Below are 15,090 nucleotides of genomic sequence, written 5' to 3'. Positions count from 1 at the left end.
GGCTCATCCGACCGCGAGGTCCAGGACCGTCAGGGCGAGCTGTTCGGCCGCGTCCGGGTGCCCCATGGCCTGTGCCGCCGCGCCGACGGCCTTGCGGGCCTCGGCGTCGGTGAGCAGATCGAACAGGGCGGCGCGCAGATTGGCGGGGGTGGCGTCGTCGCCGATCACCGCGCGGGCCGCCCCGTTCTCGGCCAGGATGCGGGCGTTGCGAATCTGTTCGCCGCCCACCGAGTGCGGGTAGGGGATCAGCACCGACGGCTTGCCGAGGGTGGTGAGCTCGGCGAGAGTGCCCGCCCCGGAACGGGATACGACCACGTCGGTGAGCGCGAGCACGTGCGGGAGTTCGGTCCCGAGGAAGTCGCGGACCAGGTAGCGCGGGCGCAGCTCGGCGGGCAGGGCCGCCGAGCGTTCGCGGACCTGATCGTAGGACCGCGCGCCGCACTGGTGAATCACGTTGGCGACGGCCAGCAATTCGGGCAGGAACTCGTTGATCAGATCGTTGATCTGCACCGCGCCCTGCGCACCGCCGGTGATGTACACCGTCGGCAGGCCGGGGGTGTACCCGTCCCAATTCAGCGCGGGCACAGCCTCTTCCGCGCGGCCGGTGGTCAGCGCGGGGCGGATCGGGTTGCCGGTCACCACGGCCCGGTCGCGCACCCGGGCGGGCAGCAGCTCCACCGAGGCATCCGAACTCAGGGCGATGCGTGTCGCGGCGCGGGCCAGCAGCTGGTTGGCCTTGCCGATGCCGGTGGTCTGCTCGTGGATCACCAGCGGCCGCCGGCGCAGCGCGGCCGCCATGCCGATGGGCGCGCACACGTATCCGCCGGTGCACAGCACGGCGTCCGGCCGGAAGCGCCGCACCACCGACTGCGCGGTGAGCACGCTCAGCGGTACCCGCACCGCGTCCTTGGCGTTGGCTGCGTTCAGCATCTTGAGCGGATTGCGATCGCGCCGCAGCTTGCCCGCTTTGATCCCGGTGAAGGCGATGTCGTTCTCGCCCGCCACCCGCTGTTCCAGGCTGTCCGGTGTGCCGACCCACAGCACCTCGACCTCGCTGCCCGCTTCGGCGACCAGGTCGCGCAGTGCTCGCATGGCCGAGACCGCCGGATAGGTGTGCCCGCCGGTGCCGCCGCCGGCGACGATGACGCGCACCTTCGCGTGTGCGCCGACCCGGCGCAGGATGGTGGCGCGGTCGAGGGCGGGACGTGGCATAGGACGAGCCTCCTGGGGCGGGGTCGGTCGGCTGACGGGGCGGGGCCGGGTCCGGCCGCGGCGCCCGGTTCAGGCTAGCGCGCGGCCGGCGGGCGGGCATGAGAGCCCGCGCGGTGCGTACGGCGCGGTCGGTACTGGTCGGTCGGCGAAGATTGCGGGGTGTTGGCTATCGGTCGATTGGCCTCTACCATGGTTGTGATTCGGAACACCGTGCAGCCGTGTGTGTTCCGATGCCGGCGCCGGGTGCGCCGGTGTGCCGCCGGGCGTTCGCGCCGTCGAATCGGGGAGAGGGGCTCATTATGCCGCCCCGTTCCCATCCGGCGCTCGATTCGCCTGTGCGGCAGCACTTCTCGCTCTCGGTAGCTCCCGCCCCGCCTCGCTGTCCGGGTGCCTCGGGCGGGCTCCTCGGCCCTGTGCTCCGCATCCCCGCGACGTCGTATCGCGCACCCGTGCGCAACCGATAGTCGCGATACATGACCCGGCGAGTAATTGGAGGTAGCCATGAGTTCGTCGACCGCGGCAGATCCCGCATCCGGCTCCGAATCGGAGTGGGACGGCGGGTGGGGAACGCTCGTCGGCCCGGACGGGAAAGGGCTGGATCCGCTCGAGCGGGCACAGCGCCTGACCGCCCCGATCCTGCGCGGGGCGGTGGACAATCTACCCGGCGAACTGCGCCTCATGGCGGGCTACCACCTGGGCTGGTGGGACGCCGAGGGTGTTCCCGCCGCCTCCGCCCCGGGCAAGGGCCTGCGACCGGCCCTGGTGCTGGCCGCCGCGCGAGCGCTGGGTGCGGGCCCGGACGCCGCGTTGCACGCCGCCGCGGCAATCGAATTGGTGCACAACTTCACCCTCGTGCACGACGACGTCATGGATGGCGACGTCCTGCGGCGCGGTCGCCCGACCGTGTGGCGGGTATGGGGCGTGGACGACGCGGTGCTGGTCGGCGACGCCCTGCACGGTCTGGCCATCTGGACCCTGGCCGACGCCCCGCGCGCGGCGCAGACCGGCATGGGCAGGCTCGCCGAGGCGGTGATCGAACTCTGCCTCGGCCAGCATTTCGACTGTGCCGAAACGAGTCTCGGACTCACGGTGGAGGACTGCATGCAGACCCTGCGCTACAAGACCGGGGCGTTGCTCGGCTGTGCGTGCGCGCTGGGCGCGGTATGCGCCGAAGCCGCACCGGAGGCCATCGCCGCCATGGACGGGTTCGGCCGGGAGCTGGGTGTGGCGTTCCAGCTGGCCGACGATCTGCTCGGCATCTGGGGTGATCCGGCGCTGACCGGCAAGCCCAGGGGCAGTGATCTGTTGCGGCACAAGATGACTCTGCCGATGCTGGCCGCGCTGGAATCCGATACGCCGGCCGGGCGCGAGTTCGCCGAGCTCTATTCCGCGGATCGTCCGCTGGACGCCGCGTCTGCCGCGCACGCCGCCGACCTCGTCGAGCGGGCCGGCGGCAAGGGCTGGGCGCAATCGGAATCGGCACGGCATGTGCGCGCGGCCAAAGCGTATTTGTCCGAGCTGGGCGGTAGAAGTGATCCGCGCGAGCTGATCGAACTGGCGGACGGTGCGGTCGATCGGCAACGCTGACACGGCATTTCGGGCAAATTGGAATTGAAATTCGACCGCCCGGTACCGGTAGGGACTTTGGTAATCAATTGATCGGAGTCCATTGCTCCAAAACCGCTGTGCTGTCAGGATTACTTGCGAGCGGTGGTTCGGAAGCTCGAACCGCCGCCGAAAGTTCAAGCAGGCGTAGCTCTTTCGCAATCTTTCGTGTGCCCTCGCGAATACGCCTGTCTCAGTGCGGTTATTCCCAGGAGTGCCAACATGACGACGGGGCCATTCGCCGAGTCGGGGCGGTTGCTGGCACTCGGTCGAGAGTCCATCCGGGAATTGGTGGCGGAGCTGGTGCGCGCCGCCTCCACCGCACGCACCGGAGTATTGCGCGTATCCGGTGAACCCGGCGGCGACCTCTATATCGTGCACGGCCAGGTCGTCGCCATCGAAACACCCGGTGCTCCCGGTGTGCGCGAATTGCTTTCGCGTCCCGGACGTACCCGCGGAGGCGCCGCCGACCTGCGCGTGGTCGCCCTGATGGCCACGCTCGACGGCGCCTTCGCACTCACCTCTGGCTGGATCGGCTCCTGTACCTGGCAGGAGCTGCCATCCGGCCAGAGGTGGCCGGACCACCCTGTCCCGCCTGTTCCCGGTGTGGAACCCGGCTGGTTGCTGTCGGAGACCGAGCGGCGGCTGCGCGCCCTGGCGCACGGCCGGGTCTCCCCGCATCGCAATCAACTGGTGCTCACCGATCCGGGCCGCGCCCTTCTCCGCGGCCCGGACGGTGGGCAGTGGGCGGACATCCTGCTCTGGGTGAACGGCAGGCACAGCTGCCGGGATATCTCGATGCTGTTGTGCCGCAGCCTGTATGGGGTGACCGTCGAAGTCGTGCGCCTTCTCGACAACGACCTGGTCGCCATCGCGCCGCCCGTGCGGGCGCCGGCTCGCGAACCCTCGCGCGACGCCGAACCCGCACGGGGCGGTCCGGATCGCTCCGCACTGCCGCGCCGCCGGCGGGGCGCCAGCGGCATCAACGACACTCTGCTGCCGCGTGCTCCACAGCCGGTCATTCGCATTTAGCCGCGCGCCCGAAAGTCAGCCGCGCGCCCGAAAGGACGTCATGAGTTCTCCCACTGGATCCGGTGCGGCCAGTCTGGCCGATCGAATCGGGTTGCTGGTCAAGGATTTACGCACCGAGGTGCCCGAGTGCCTGGCCTCGGGCGCGATCGACATGTCGACGGGCATGCTGCTGGCGGTCGAGACGGTCGACAATCATCCCCAGGAGGTCCTGGATCTGCTCGCCGCCGCGACGCTGGATCTGTTCCAGGGCCGCAATGTGGTGATGATCGAGGACATCTGGAAGGAACGCCGCGGTATTCGGCAGGAGCGGCACTACTTTCAGGAGATACTCGTCAACTCCGACAACCTCACCCACCTGTTCATTCGCACCGAGAGCCGCGACGATGTCGTGATCGTGGTGGTGTGCCGCAAGGCGGTGAATGTCGGCATGCTGTTCGCGCAGGCCCGCCGCGTGCTCAAGGACATCGGCAGGCTCTGAACTCCCGCGCTAGGGAATGTGCGCGACCGCGCCGAGCATGGACACGGCCTCGGCCCGGGGATGCGGCCGCCAGACCTCGGGTCGCCACGCGGTGACCGCGCTGATGCCCGGGGCCACCATCTCGAAGCCGGTGAAGAAATTCGCGAACTCCGCGCTCGAACGCAGCTGGAAGGGGACCCCACTGCGCTGGTTGGCCTCGGTGGTGCGGGCCAGATCCTCCGCGTCCAGGTAGTCGCTGGTGGCGTGGGTCATGAGCAGGTAGCTGCCCGAGGGCAGCGCCGCGGACAGCCGCCGGACCAGCTCGTACGGCTGCTGGTCGTCGGGCAGGAAGTGCAGTACCGCGACCAGCATGAGCGCCACCGGCTCGGTGAGGTCCAGGGTGGCCAGCAGGTCCGGGTGGGTGAGGATGCGGTCGGGATCGCGGAGGTCGGCGTCCAGATAGGCGGTCTTGCCCTCCGGCGAGCTGTTCAGCAGCGCGCGGGCGTGTGCCAGCACGATCGGGTCGTTGTCGACGTAGACGATGCGCGATTCCGGGGCGATGCCCTGGGCGATCTCGTGCACGTTGCCCGCGGTGGGCAGGCCGGTGCCGATGTCGAGGAACTGGCGGATGCCGGCTTCCCGTGCCAGATAGCCGGTGGCCCGGCGCAGGAAGTTGCGGTTCTCGACCGCGGCCAGGCGCACGGTGGGGAACGCCTCGGCGACCGCGTCCGCGGATTCCCGGTCCGCCGGGTAGTTGTCCTTGCCGCCGAGCCAGTAGTCGTACCGGCGAGCGGGATGCGGTTTCGTGGTGTCGATCCGTACCATTGCCGACTCCGAGTTCACAACGCCCCCAATCCATCTCGACTACTGTTTCGATCATGCTGCCGAGCTACAGCCCGTATGACTTCGATGTGCACGCCGATCCGTACCCTTACTATGCCAGTCTTCGTTCGCAGGCCCCGGTCTACCGTAACGAGACCGACGACTTCTGGGCGTTCTCGCGGCACGCCGACGTCCTCGCCGCCCTTCGTGATTCCGATCGTTTCTCCAGCGTGAACGGCATTCGGATGGAACCCGCGTTCTGGGGTCCGCAGGCCGAACACTTCTTCTCCTTCGTCGCCATGGACGCGCCCAAGCACACCCGCCTGCGCGGGCTGGTGCTGCGTGCGTTCACCGCACACCGGGTGCAGGGCCTGGCGCCGCGACTACGCGAGATCGCGCGCGGAATTCTCACGCCGCTGCTCGAACGCGGCAGCTTCGATCTGATGACCGATTTCGCCGGGCCCTTCCCGACCGACGTGATCTCCGAACTGGTCGGGGTGCCCGAGGCGGATCGGGAGATGATCCGCAAGCTCGGCATGGAGATCATGTACACCGACGCGGAGTCCACCGATCTGCGGCCCGAGGCGATGGCGGCCATCGGCGCACTGGTCGGGTACTACACCGAACTGACCATCGAGCGGGCCAAATCGCCGCGCGAGGATCTGCTGTCCGGGCTGCTGGGCGCGGAAGACGGTGCGGACAAGCTCACGCCGGAGGAGATCGTCGGCATTCTGATTCTGCTGGTAGGGGCGGGCATCGAGACCGCGATGCTGACCTTCGGCAACACCTGGCACGCGGGGTGGCTGCATCCGGACGCGCGGCGCGCGGCGCTGGACGGGCGGGTGGACGACTGGATCGCGGAGTCCATGCGGTGGGATCCGTCCTCGCAGGGCCAGTTGCGGACCACGACCGAGGCGCTGGACCTGCACGGCGTCGCCATTCCGGCCGGGGCGCGGATTCTGCTGCTCACCGGCGCGGCGAATCGTGATCCCGAGGTTTTCGCGGACCCCGACGCCTTCGACCTGGATCGCGACACGAGTGCCTCGCTGGTGTTCGGCAGCGGCCGGCACCACTGCCTGGGCTCGAATCTGGCGCTGCTGGAACTGCGTATCGCCCTGGGTGAGATCGCGGCCGCGGTCGCCGACTACGACATCGACACCGCCGGACTGCGGCGAATCCACTCGTCGAACAATCGCGGCTTCGCGAGTCTGCCGACCACGGTGACCTTGCGCTGAGTGCCCGCTTCCTCCGGTAGCGGCGGGACGCCCGGCTGTCCGTCCGCTCGGGGGTCACGCGATGACACGGCCCGGTTCGGTGCACGCTGCGCCGGGCCGTGATTCGCTCGCCTACTTCAGGCTGAGGGTGATGACCAGCGTCTCGTCCTCGATGCTGGCCACGACCTGCCCGGGCGCTCCGCCCGCGATGCCGTCGAGGTCGAGGACCGCGCCGACCGTCCCGGCCGTCAGCTCCACCAGGGTCCCGCGCCGCCCGGACCCGGCGACGTAGGTGATGGAGTCGTCTCCGCTATTACCCGGCTGCGGGAAGTTGATGTCGTCCGCGGACTTGCCGTTGTTCAGATCCAGCTGCCGCAGATGCCCGCCCGCGCTCTCGAACGCGGGGAACTCACCCTCCTGGTACCGCACCTCGTACCGCAGCTCGGTCCCGAACCCGAAGTCGAGCTCCCGCCCCTCCGCTCCCCACAGCACTTCCCTGATCTGCAACGACCGGTACTTGTTCCGAACCTCGAGAAACTTGACACTGCCCGGCTGAAAGTCCGACACGACCCCGCCCCTTCCTGATAACCCGCCGGCCCAAGTACCGGCACCGAGCCGAACTTTACCACCGCCCCACCCCAATCCCCCTGCCCCGGAACAGTTTTCAGCAACCACTCCGCAACTCGAACCCGTCAGTCGTCCGCGCTGTCCCCGGCCTGCTCGGCCTGCCTCGGCGCGGCGGGAACCCAACTGCGCAGCGGCTGCACGACGGCGCCGTAGAACCCGTCGGTCGCGGCCTTCACGCTGGTGATGAAACTCGCCGCCGTTCCGGATCGGCCCTTGCCCATGGTGAAGGTCTGTTGCAGGGCGAACGAGGTGATCTCGCCGGTGCGTCCGGCCGTCGGTGACTTCGGATCCGAGCGCAGGCTGTCGAGCAGCTCGCACGCCTCGGTGCCCTTCTCGGAGAACACCGCTTCGACCTGGAGCTCGCCGGGCGCGCCCTCGAGTTGCTTGAGCAGCCAGGACACCCGGCGGCCCGCGGTGCCCTCGTTCGGCGCGTCCAGGGTGGTCCGGCAGCGCACCCGGTTCGTGCGCAGATCGGCGCAGACGGTCAGATCGCCCGCGGTGTCCGGGATCTGGAACACCGCCTCGAAACTGCCGTCGGCGGCGAGGCGCTCGGCCACGGCGGCATTGCGGGCGACCGGATCGGTGCGATGGCGCCGTGGCAGGACATGTTTCACGGTGACGCCGAGTTCGGCGGTCAGCCGCAGCGCCAGATGCCGGGACAGCGATACCCAGGTATCGGCGACCGCGAGCGCCTTCTGATCGCTCGCGCGCAGGGTCCCGGCGCCCACGGCGTCGCGGACCGCCACCCAGTGCCGCCCCATGTCCACGAATTCCACCGCCCCGGACCGGGGATGGTCGAGATAGCGCAGGAACTCACCGAGCATCCAGGCCTGTAGCGGGTCTTCGATACCGCCGTGCGCGAGCAGCATGCGCGCCTCGTGGGCCACCTCCGCCCAGGACAGATGGCGCAGCGCGACCTTGGTCAGCTTGCGGCGATCGACCTGAACGGGCAGCTCGCCCGCGCTGGCGGGCACGTCGTTGGACAGGCTGACGACCACGTCGTACTTCTGCCTGCGCGCGATGTCCAGATAGTTCTCGAGCTGCTCGCGCCGGAGCTTGCCGTTGCCGGTCTTGACCTCGAGCAGCCCGGTCCACATGCGGCTACCCCGCGAGACCTTCAGCACCGCGTCGGGAATGACCTTCGACTCGCCCTTCGTGTACTGCACCTCGACGTAACCTTCGAAAGTTCCCGCCGGAGCCCCGATTCGAGCGCACACCGCGCGCGCGAACGGACGCACCGCCTGCATGGTGGCGATCAGCGCGGAGGTGGCACGGCCCTCCTGCTCCTCACCCGCGCCGACGCCGACGACGGAGAACAGCCGGGCGGGCTGCCAGGAATCGAGTTCGGCAAACTTGAACTCGATCGGCTTGATCTTCTTCGGCGGCTGCTTGGCGGTGCGCACCCCGCGCGGCTTCGCGGCGGTCCTGCCGGACGTCCGTTCCGGTTGCTCCGCAACGGGTTCCAGCGCGATCGCGGCACCGGTATCGGCCGGGACGGTGGCGATGAAGTTCTCGGCCTCGACCGGAAACTCGGCCGATGCCTCCGCACCGTCGTCGTCGACGGTGACCCCGAAATCCGTTGCCAGCCCGGCGAGTCCGGAGTCCCAGCCCTGCCCGATCGCGCGCACCTTCCACGCGCCGTCACGGCGATAGACCTCACCGAACAGGAACGCCGATTCGGTGGTGGCATCGGCGGTGGCGTATTCGACCAGGGAATCGCCTGCCGCGTCGACGACCCGCAGGGCGAGCTTGCCGAGATCGCCGAAGCTGCCGGTGGTCAGGCTGCCGACCAGGGCGACGGTGTGCACCTTGTCGGGCACCTCGGCGAGGTCGATCGAAATCCGCGCCTGAGCACCTTCCTCGGTGGCGCTGCGACCCAGGAAGCGCACCGAGCCATCCGGGGATTCGGGCTGGTTGTAGAAGATGAAGTCCTCGTCCGAGCCGACCGTGCGATCGGCCCCCAGCAGCAAAGCGGAGGCGTCGACCTCTATCTCCGATTCGGTCCACCCCAGGACCACGTCGATGCGGAGCGCATCGTCCGGCAGCGGCAGATTCTGACCTTTGACCAACATCGACGTCACAGCGCTTGCCCTCCCGGCAATTCGGCACTCGGAACCGCAGGCAATGACGAACCGACCGGTCCCGATACCGCCCCCGATTGTCTGCGCGCCACGCGTGGCGTGGCGCCGCAAAGTGTGTCGAGGAGCGATGCGGAGGTGTTACACGTCTCACATCTGATTACCTTCGCGCACAATCGATTCGGGCAAATCGACGCACACCCGGTGCTCCGGGAACTCGGTTGCGTCAGAAGCTGAAGCGTTTGCGGCGGGGTTTCGGCGGGGCGGGGAGGGGTTGCAGGCGTGGGGGGTGGGCGGCGGCGGGGTCGAGGGTCAGGAGGTCGGCCACGCGGTGGGGGAGGTTCAGGTGCTGGCGGAGGTGGGGCCAGGCGGGGGTCAGGAGCTCCACCAGGGCGGGGGAGTCCAGGTCCAGGGCGCAGGCCGCGCGCATCAGGGCGTGGGGGTTGATGTCGGGGTGGGCGGCGCAGGCGGTGATCAGGGCGGGGAGGCGGTCGTGGGGAGCGTTGACCAGGACCTGGGCCAGGATCGCCGCGCCGGTGGGTGCTTGGGAGCGCTCGGCCATGCAGCCGGCCACGTAGTCGATGTCGGCGGCTATGGCGGCGTTGAGGATCTCGAAGTGCTCATCGATGACCAGGCGATCATCGACGGCCGCGCGCAGGATGCCCGCCACCTCCGCTTTGCTCCACAGGCCGTTGTCGCGGGTGCGGCCGAAGCGGTTGAGCAGCAACGCGAATCGAGCGCCTCCGGAGGCGGGCGTGGCAGCCGCGGCGTCAAGGGTGGTCACCACCTCCAGCGCCTCGGGCAGACCCAGGGAGCGGCGCAGCTGACGCCACGCGGGCTTCAGGGCGGCCGCGAGTTCCTCGGGTTCGGCCTTGACCAGGGTCACGGCTTTCATCAGCTCGAACGCGTCCACGGCCTGGTATTTCGAGCACTCCGCCACGAGCCGGGGCAGTTGATCGTCGGGAGCGCACGCCAGAATCTGTTCCAGCACATAGCGATCGCGACTGTTGCAGGAGATGTTCACCAGCAGCTGCGCGATGATCGGCAGGTGCGAGTGCATGGCCGAGCGCAGCAGCTGACTGGATCCGGTGTGCACGGCCGGATCGCCGATCTCGGCGCGAATGGTCTCGTACACCAGGAAACGATCGGGCGAGGCGATGCTGTGCTCGCGCAGCGCGCGATGCCGCCGCACGTGCTCCAGGATCTGGTTCCGCTCCTCGTTCTCCCCGGTGGTCCAGCTCTTCTTCAGTTGCGGCCACACGGTTTTGGCGTCGGTCGCGGACAGGGTCCCGTTCTCCAGCCGCCGGAAGGACGACTCGACCACCACCGCGCTGATGTCGAACCCGAGCTGCTCGGCGACCCGCGTCGCGCGCGAGTGCCCGCGCGCATCGGCGAGCACGTAGTCGGTCAGTGTTCGTTCGAAGGTGTTCCGCACGACCGCGTGGTGGTCGATGGCCGCCAAAGCCGTTGCCACCTCCGAGTTGTCGATCGCCAGGTGCACGGCCCGGCGCGCCACGGTCTCGTCGACGAACCAGTCCGGGCTCAGCGTCGGATCGGTGATCACCCGCGCGAGCTGGCCGTCGTCCAGCAGTGCGGGTTCGACAGTCCGCAAATGCTGTTGGTAGCACCACTGCCGGAGATCGTGCACACTCCGCAGCGTCGCGGGCACCGCGAGCCCGGCCCGGCGGTGCGCGACGATGTCGCGGCCCAGCCGCGGATAGGTCTCGGTGCTCGCCTCGATCGCACTGTCGGGATTGATCGCGTGCCGCCCCCCGGGCAGCGGCGTTTCCCACCCGACCACCGTGGTGATCGCCGGCGTCTCGGATGACAGCTCGGGACCGGTGGAGAACGTCAACTCCCGCAGCAGATTTCGCGGCAGCACCCCGTACAGCGCCTTCAACATGGTGACCGCGTCCCGCACCTGCTCCACGTGCAACGCGATCGGCGGCCCCTGCTCGGCCAGCCGTGCGAGCACCGCCCCGACCAGTACCGGCAACCACGGCTGGTCGATCGACGCCGTCGCGGCCCCGGCGAACAACTGCCCGTCCGGCTCCACGTCGGCCGCCGGCCAGTGCTCGGTCGGCGACACCCCGTCCTGCAGCGAGGTCACCAGCGCCCCGGATTCGAAGAGCTGCAACGCGATCGACCCGTCGAGCGCCCCGCGATCACCCGCCACCAGATGCGTGACACAGGTCCCCGGCCGCACCTCGGACGGCGTCTTGAGCCCGGCGACCGCGAGCCCGCGCGCCAGCGTGAACTCCAGCACGAATCCCGGTGCGTTCTCGACCGGTGTGACGAGCGGCCCGAGTTCGCGCACCGTGGAACCCAGTGCGGCGGGCCAGTTCCCGGAGCGCGCCACCACCCCGACCCCCGCGCCCGAGGACTCGAGGTTCACCAGGGCCCAGCCGCACACAAGCTGCGCGAATCCCGTCATGCGCGCACCCGCAGGTCCTCGATCATGTCCAGCATGTACACCACCGGATCGGCCGCGCCGTAGGGCTTGAACACGGGATAGGTTCCGTCACCGCGCTTTCCGCACCCCACCGCCGACACCGGGAAGTACATGTTCCACGGGAAGTGAATGCTCAAGGCCGAATCCACCGCCGGGAACAATCTGCGCACCAGTCCGCGCGTGATCTCACCCCGGTGCATGATCTGCGCCGGGTCATAGGAGTTCCCCGCCCCATTGGCGCTCACCGGACTGTCCGCCCAGTTGGCGGGCGGCGCCACCATGTTCACCTCCGGCAGCGGAATCAGGGACAGCAGATCGGTTTTGGCGATGATCGTGGACACGTGCACGCGCGGCGGCTCGATCTGCCGGTCGATGGGGAACGAGTTCGCGGCCCGCCACAGCTTGGCGATCTGATCGATCATCAGCGTGGTTCGCCCCACGGTCTGCGAATGCTCCACGGCATTGGTCAGACTCTCCTGATCGTCGGCGTCGGCGTGCTCGCGCATGAGCGCAAGGTACTGCTTGTTGAGGGTGGAAGGCACCACGAACCAGAGAAAATCCGCCACCGTGAGATGCGGGCTCACCCGCGCCGCCACCGCCCCGTCGGCGATGTCCTCACCCGCGACATCGATGAAGGCCAGGTTCACCGCCCGCGCCGAATGCAGTGAATACGCCGTCACCAGGATGGGTTTGCGCTGCTCCAGCCCCGCCCACACGTGCCCCTGGGTCTGGCGCTGGGCCTGCACGGTGATGCCGTCCGAGCGCTGGGTCATATCCATGGACATGCGCCGCGGCCCGGTGGCGTCGAGCGCGCGCCGATCCAGCAGTCGCGCCTCGAGCTGGGTCCACAGGCTCGCGGACTTGGGCGAGACGATGAACGAGTACCGGCTCGCGAGATTCGGGTCGTTCATCATGGAGTGGATCATCGACACGATGAGATGGCTCTTGGACGACGCGGATTCGCCGACGAAGCCGATGACCTTCGTCGGATGGTCCAGGGTCACCGGATCGAGTTCGCAGCCGCGCGGGCAGCGCAGATTCAGCTTGTCGAAATAGGTTTCGATCTGCTTCGCGTGCCCGCTGTTGCGCTGGCGGATCACGGTGTACCAGCGATTGTGCTCGCGGTCGTACGTGAATTCGGTGAGGCAGTTCAGGCAGACGGTTCGCATCGGCCGCATCTCAGCTCAGCACGGCGATGGTGAGCAGCACGATCGTGCACCCGAAGGCGACCGCGCCCACGCGGAACGCGCGGCGCAGCCACGTCGAGGCCCGGGAGCCCGGAAAGACGTAGAGCTGCCACCCGGTGCCGGTCGGACGATTCATTCCTCAGCCTCCCACGAAATTCGCGACCTGCACGCACAACCAGGTGAGCAGGATGAATGCCAGTCCGCCCGTGAGGATTCCCACGGTGACGGCGGTGGCCAGCACGCCGCCGATGATGCGGTAGTCGTTGCGGTGCAGCCCGGCCAGAATCCGCTGGCGCGATTCGATCATCGGCGCGGTCAGGAACTGCCAGGTGGTGTGGGTCGGCAGTGCGGGACGCTGCGGATCGGGTTCGAGATAGCCGGTTTCGCTGGGCGTCAGCAGGGTGGTCTGCATGCGCTTGGTGGTCTCGAGTTCGGGCGGCGGATTGCGCACCGGCCGCATGGCCCGGTCGATCGCCTGCCGGAACTGATGCTGGAATTCCGCCGCGGAGCGATGCCGCAGCGCGGGATCCAGCGAGCGGGCGCGATCGAGTTCGAAGCGCAGATCGGTGGGGACGGGCTCGGCGCCGTAGGCGAATTCGAGCGCTTCGGCGCAGACCACGGCGAATGAGTACACGTCGCTGAGGTGGGTGATCTCGCCGTGGTGCAGGTACTCCGGGGCCGCGTAGGGCTGGGTGCCCAGGGCGCGCTGATCGTGGGTGAGCCGGCGCATGGTGGCGCGCATCTCGATCGCGATGCCGAAGTCGGCGAGCTTGGCCGGGCCGTCGCGGCAGATCATGATGTTCTCGGGTTTGATGTCGCGGTGCACGACGTGTTTGGCGTGCGCGTAGACCAGGCCCTCTAGTGCGTCGGTGAGAATGCGGAAAAGCGCAGGCAGGGAAGTGTTCTCCCGATCGCGCAAATACTGGCGCAGGTTTCTGCCGTGAATGAATTCCATGACAAGGAACGGGTAGCGCCTGCCGTTCTCGGCGAAGATGCCGGAGTCGTGGACCATCACGATATTGCGGCAGTTCATCTGCGCGGCGATATGGGCTTCCTGTTCGAAGCGCTGCCGCTGTATTCGCTCATCCTGCTCGAGCGGCGGCAAACTCCCGGAATCGAGTACTTTGACCGCGACTTGGCGGCGCAACTGTCTGTCCCATGCGCCCCAGACCTCGGCCATGCCTCCTCTGCCGACGAGTTCGCGGAGCTCATAGCGGTTAATGATCAGCCTCAAGCGCGTGCGATCCCTCCACCCCGGATGGTTCGCTGGCCGGCCCCTTCGGACGGCTTGTCGGACGAACCAGAATCACCGCCGAGTGTACGCGGGCCTCAGAACGGCCGCCCCGCTATTTTCCTCCGCCCCAAGTCATCTGACGGCAATTCACCGACGGTTCATACCGTCCGTCTGGTTCGGTGCCGGCCCGTCACCGTTATTGCCCGGCGGGGTCCTTCGTGCGGTGTCAGCCAGCGGTTTTTCACCCGCTGTCACGATGTCCACCGGGCCGGTCCCGGGCGCCTTCCCGAATCGCGGTCGCCAATGGGCCTGCGCCACCGCGGCAATGGCGACCGCGGTGCCGCCGAGAATGGTGCCGCCCACCACATCGGTGAGCCAGTGCACCCCGAGGTATAGCCGCGTGAGGCACATGGTGATGACCAACACCGCCCCCAATACAACTGCGCCCCAACCGCGCAAGCGCCCCGGCCTGCTGCTCAGATACGTCAGCAGCACCACCCCCACCAGCGCGGTGGTGGCCCCGGCATGCCCCGAGGGAAACGACATGTTGGTCACGACCGTCATCCGGGTGCCGGCCGGCGGCCGCGGCCGGTCGAGCACCTGCTTGAGAATCGCCCCCGCGAACGCGGCTCCCGCCACCGTGCCCGCGATCAACACCGCCGCCCGCCAGTCCCTCGCCCGCCACCCCACGAACCCCGCGACGGCCGCCGCGACAACGGTGGCCCGCCCCGGGTTCCCGAAGAACGTGAATTCCCGAGCCGCGGTACTCCACCCGTCACTCCGGTGCGCGACGAACCACTCCAAAGTCCCCACGTCCCACGTGGTCAGCCACCCACCCGCAACCACCTGCGCGGCGACGATGACGAACAGCCCGGTCCCCAAAAGGACCCACCGAAGCCGAAGTACGGCTCCAACGACCCGCTCGCCCCGCATACGTCCCATGTAGCCCAATGTTAACCAACTCTCCGCCGGGCTCCCGCTCCCCGACGAAGGCTCCCCTTCCCGGTGTCGCGATTTGCGGTAACCCCCAGGTGATGGTGTAACTTCATCCCCGCACTCGGGACACCGAGCGCACAGTTCGGGGCTATGGCGCAGCTGGTAGCGCACCACACTGGCAGTGTGGGGGTCAGGGGTTCGAGTCCCCTTAGCTCCACTCCACGTGTATTTACA

Annotated in this window: 13 protein-coding genes and 1 tRNA gene; 5 read left to right on the top strand and 9 right to left on the bottom strand. The window is 68.4% G+C overall.

Going from position 1 to position 15,090, the window contains the following annotated elements:
• Nucleotides 1–3: 3 nt before the first annotated feature.
• Nucleotides 4–1,212, bottom strand: a complete 1,209-nt coding sequence (locus tag ABZ319_RS27685) for a UDP-N-acetylglucosamine--N-acetylmuramyl-(pentapeptide) pyrophosphoryl-undecaprenol N-acetylglucosamine transferase (RefSeq protein WP_354989422.1) — start codon at nt 1,210–1,212, stop codon at nt 4–6.
• Nucleotides 1,213–1,713: 501 nt separating this feature from the next.
• Between ABZ319_RS27685 and ABZ319_RS27680 the strand changes: the two genes are divergently transcribed.
• The 3 genes from ABZ319_RS27680 (at nt 1,714) to ABZ319_RS27670 (ending at nt 4,327) form a co-directional block, all read left to right on the top strand.
• A complete protein-coding gene (locus ABZ319_RS27680) occupies nt 1,714–2,799 on the top strand; it encodes a polyprenyl synthetase family protein (protein ID WP_354989421.1) in 1,086 nt (361 codons plus the stop codon).
• 240 nt (nt 2,800–3,039) lie between these two features.
• Nucleotides 3,040–3,849: a hypothetical protein gene (locus tag ABZ319_RS27675; protein ID WP_354989420.1), complete on the top strand. Its 810-nt coding sequence runs from the start codon at nt 3,040–3,042 to the stop codon at nt 3,847–3,849.
• Between the two features lie 40 nt (nt 3,850–3,889).
• Nucleotides 3,890–4,327: a hypothetical protein gene (locus ABZ319_RS27670; protein ID WP_354989419.1), complete on the top strand. Its 438-nt coding sequence runs from the start codon at nt 3,890–3,892 to the stop codon at nt 4,325–4,327.
• Nucleotides 4,328–4,336: 9 nt separating this feature from the next.
• On the opposite strand, the gene ABZ319_RS27665 is transcribed toward ABZ319_RS27670, so the two are convergent.
• On the bottom strand, nt 4,337–5,131 hold the full coding sequence (locus ABZ319_RS27665) for an SAM-dependent methyltransferase (protein WP_354989418.1): 795 nt from the start codon (nt 5,129–5,131) through the stop codon (nt 4,337–4,339).
• A 53-nt stretch (nt 5,132–5,184) separates the two neighbouring features.
• Between ABZ319_RS27665 and ABZ319_RS27660 the strand changes: the two genes are divergently transcribed.
• Nucleotides 5,185–6,363, top strand: a complete 1,179-nt coding sequence (locus ABZ319_RS27660) for a cytochrome P450 (RefSeq protein WP_354989417.1) — start codon at nt 5,185–5,187, stop codon at nt 6,361–6,363.
• A gap of 111 nt (nt 6,364–6,474) precedes the next feature.
• Here ABZ319_RS27660 and ABZ319_RS27655 read toward each other — a convergent pair whose 3' ends face one another.
• The 7 genes from ABZ319_RS27655 to ABZ319_RS27625 all read right to left on the bottom strand — a co-directional run bounded on the left by ABZ319_RS27655 (nt 6,475) and on the right by ABZ319_RS27625 (nt 14,853).
• Nucleotides 6,475–6,909, bottom strand: a complete 435-nt coding sequence (locus ABZ319_RS27655; RefSeq protein WP_354989416.1) for a hypothetical protein — start codon at nt 6,907–6,909, stop codon at nt 6,475–6,477.
• A gap of 125 nt (nt 6,910–7,034) precedes the next feature.
• On the bottom strand, nt 7,035–9,041 hold the full coding sequence (locus tag ABZ319_RS27650; protein WP_354989415.1) for a TerD family protein: 2,007 nt from the start codon (nt 9,039–9,041) through the stop codon (nt 7,035–7,037).
• Between the two features lie 232 nt (nt 9,042–9,273).
• A complete protein-coding gene (locus ABZ319_RS27645) occupies nt 9,274–11,481 on the bottom strand; it encodes a hypothetical protein (protein ID WP_354989414.1) in 2,208 nt (735 codons plus the stop codon).
• Nucleotides 11,478–12,668, bottom strand: coding sequence for a hypothetical protein (locus ABZ319_RS27640; protein WP_354989413.1), 1,191 nt, complete (start codon nt 12,666–12,668; stop codon nt 11,478–11,480). Before ABZ319_RS27640 ends, ABZ319_RS27645 begins: the two co-directional genes overlap by 4 nt.
• A gap of 10 nt (nt 12,669–12,678) precedes the next feature.
• Nucleotides 12,679–12,822 carry a hypothetical protein gene (locus tag ABZ319_RS27635; RefSeq protein WP_354989412.1) on the bottom strand — a complete coding sequence of 48 codons (144 nt, stop codon included), beginning with the start codon at nt 12,820–12,822 and terminating at the stop codon, nt 12,679–12,681.
• A 3-nt stretch (nt 12,823–12,825) separates the two neighbouring features.
• Nucleotides 12,826–13,920: a serine/threonine-protein kinase gene (locus ABZ319_RS27630; protein WP_354989411.1), complete on the bottom strand. Its 1,095-nt coding sequence runs from the start codon at nt 13,918–13,920 to the stop codon at nt 12,826–12,828.
• A 147-nt stretch (nt 13,921–14,067) separates the two neighbouring features.
• On the bottom strand, nt 14,068–14,853 hold the full coding sequence (locus ABZ319_RS27625; protein ID WP_354989410.1) for a phosphatase PAP2 family protein: 786 nt from the start codon (nt 14,851–14,853) through the stop codon (nt 14,068–14,070).
• Nucleotides 14,854–15,000: 147 nt separating this feature from the next.
• On the opposite strand from ABZ319_RS27625, the gene ABZ319_RS27620 reads away from it, so the two are divergent.
• Nucleotides 15,001–15,073 (top strand) — tRNA-Ala (locus tag ABZ319_RS27620).
• Nucleotides 15,074–15,090: the final 17 nt, after the last annotated feature.

Source organism: Nocardia sp. NPDC005978 (assembly GCF_040614455.1).
In the GTDB taxonomy this organism is placed as follows: domain Bacteria; phylum Actinomycetota; class Actinomycetes; order Mycobacteriales; family Mycobacteriaceae; genus Nocardia.
This window is presented reverse-complemented; position numbering and strand designations above follow the sequence as displayed.

Excerpts from the sequence above, each read along its gene's own strand:
- ABZ319_RS27685 (WP_354989422.1), bottom strand. The coding sequence starts at position 1,212 with ATGCCACGTCCCGCCCTCGACCGCGCCACCATCCTGCGCCGGGTCGGC.
- ABZ319_RS27680 (WP_354989421.1), top strand. The coding sequence starts at position 1,714 with ATGAGTTCGTCGACCGCGGCAGATCCCGCATCCGGCTCCGAATCGGAG.
- ABZ319_RS27675 (WP_354989420.1), top strand. The coding sequence starts at position 3,040 with ATGACGACGGGGCCATTCGCCGAGTCGGGGCGGTTGCTGGCACTCGGT.
- ABZ319_RS27670 (WP_354989419.1), top strand. The coding sequence starts at position 3,890 with ATGAGTTCTCCCACTGGATCCGGTGCGGCCAGTCTGGCCGATCGAATC.
- ABZ319_RS27665 (WP_354989418.1), bottom strand. The coding sequence starts at position 5,131 with ATGGTACGGATCGACACCACGAAACCGCATCCCGCTCGCCGGTACGAC.
- ABZ319_RS27660 (WP_354989417.1), top strand. The coding sequence starts at position 5,185 with ATGCTGCCGAGCTACAGCCCGTATGACTTCGATGTGCACGCCGATCCG.
- ABZ319_RS27650 (WP_354989415.1), bottom strand. The coding sequence starts at position 9,041 with ATGTTGGTCAAAGGTCAGAATCTGCCGCTGCCGGACGATGCGCTCCGC.
- ABZ319_RS27645 (WP_354989414.1), bottom strand. The coding sequence starts at position 11,481 with ATGACGGGATTCGCGCAGCTTGTGTGCGGCTGGGCCCTGGTGAACCTC.
- ABZ319_RS27640 (WP_354989413.1), bottom strand. The coding sequence starts at position 12,668 with ATGCGAACCGTCTGCCTGAACTGCCTCACCGAATTCACGTACGACCGC.
- ABZ319_RS27635 (WP_354989412.1), bottom strand. The coding sequence starts at position 12,822 with ATGAATCGTCCGACCGGCACCGGGTGGCAGCTCTACGTCTTTCCGGGC.
- ABZ319_RS27625 (WP_354989410.1), bottom strand. The coding sequence starts at position 14,853 with ATGCGGGGCGAGCGGGTCGTTGGAGCCGTACTTCGGCTTCGGTGGGTC.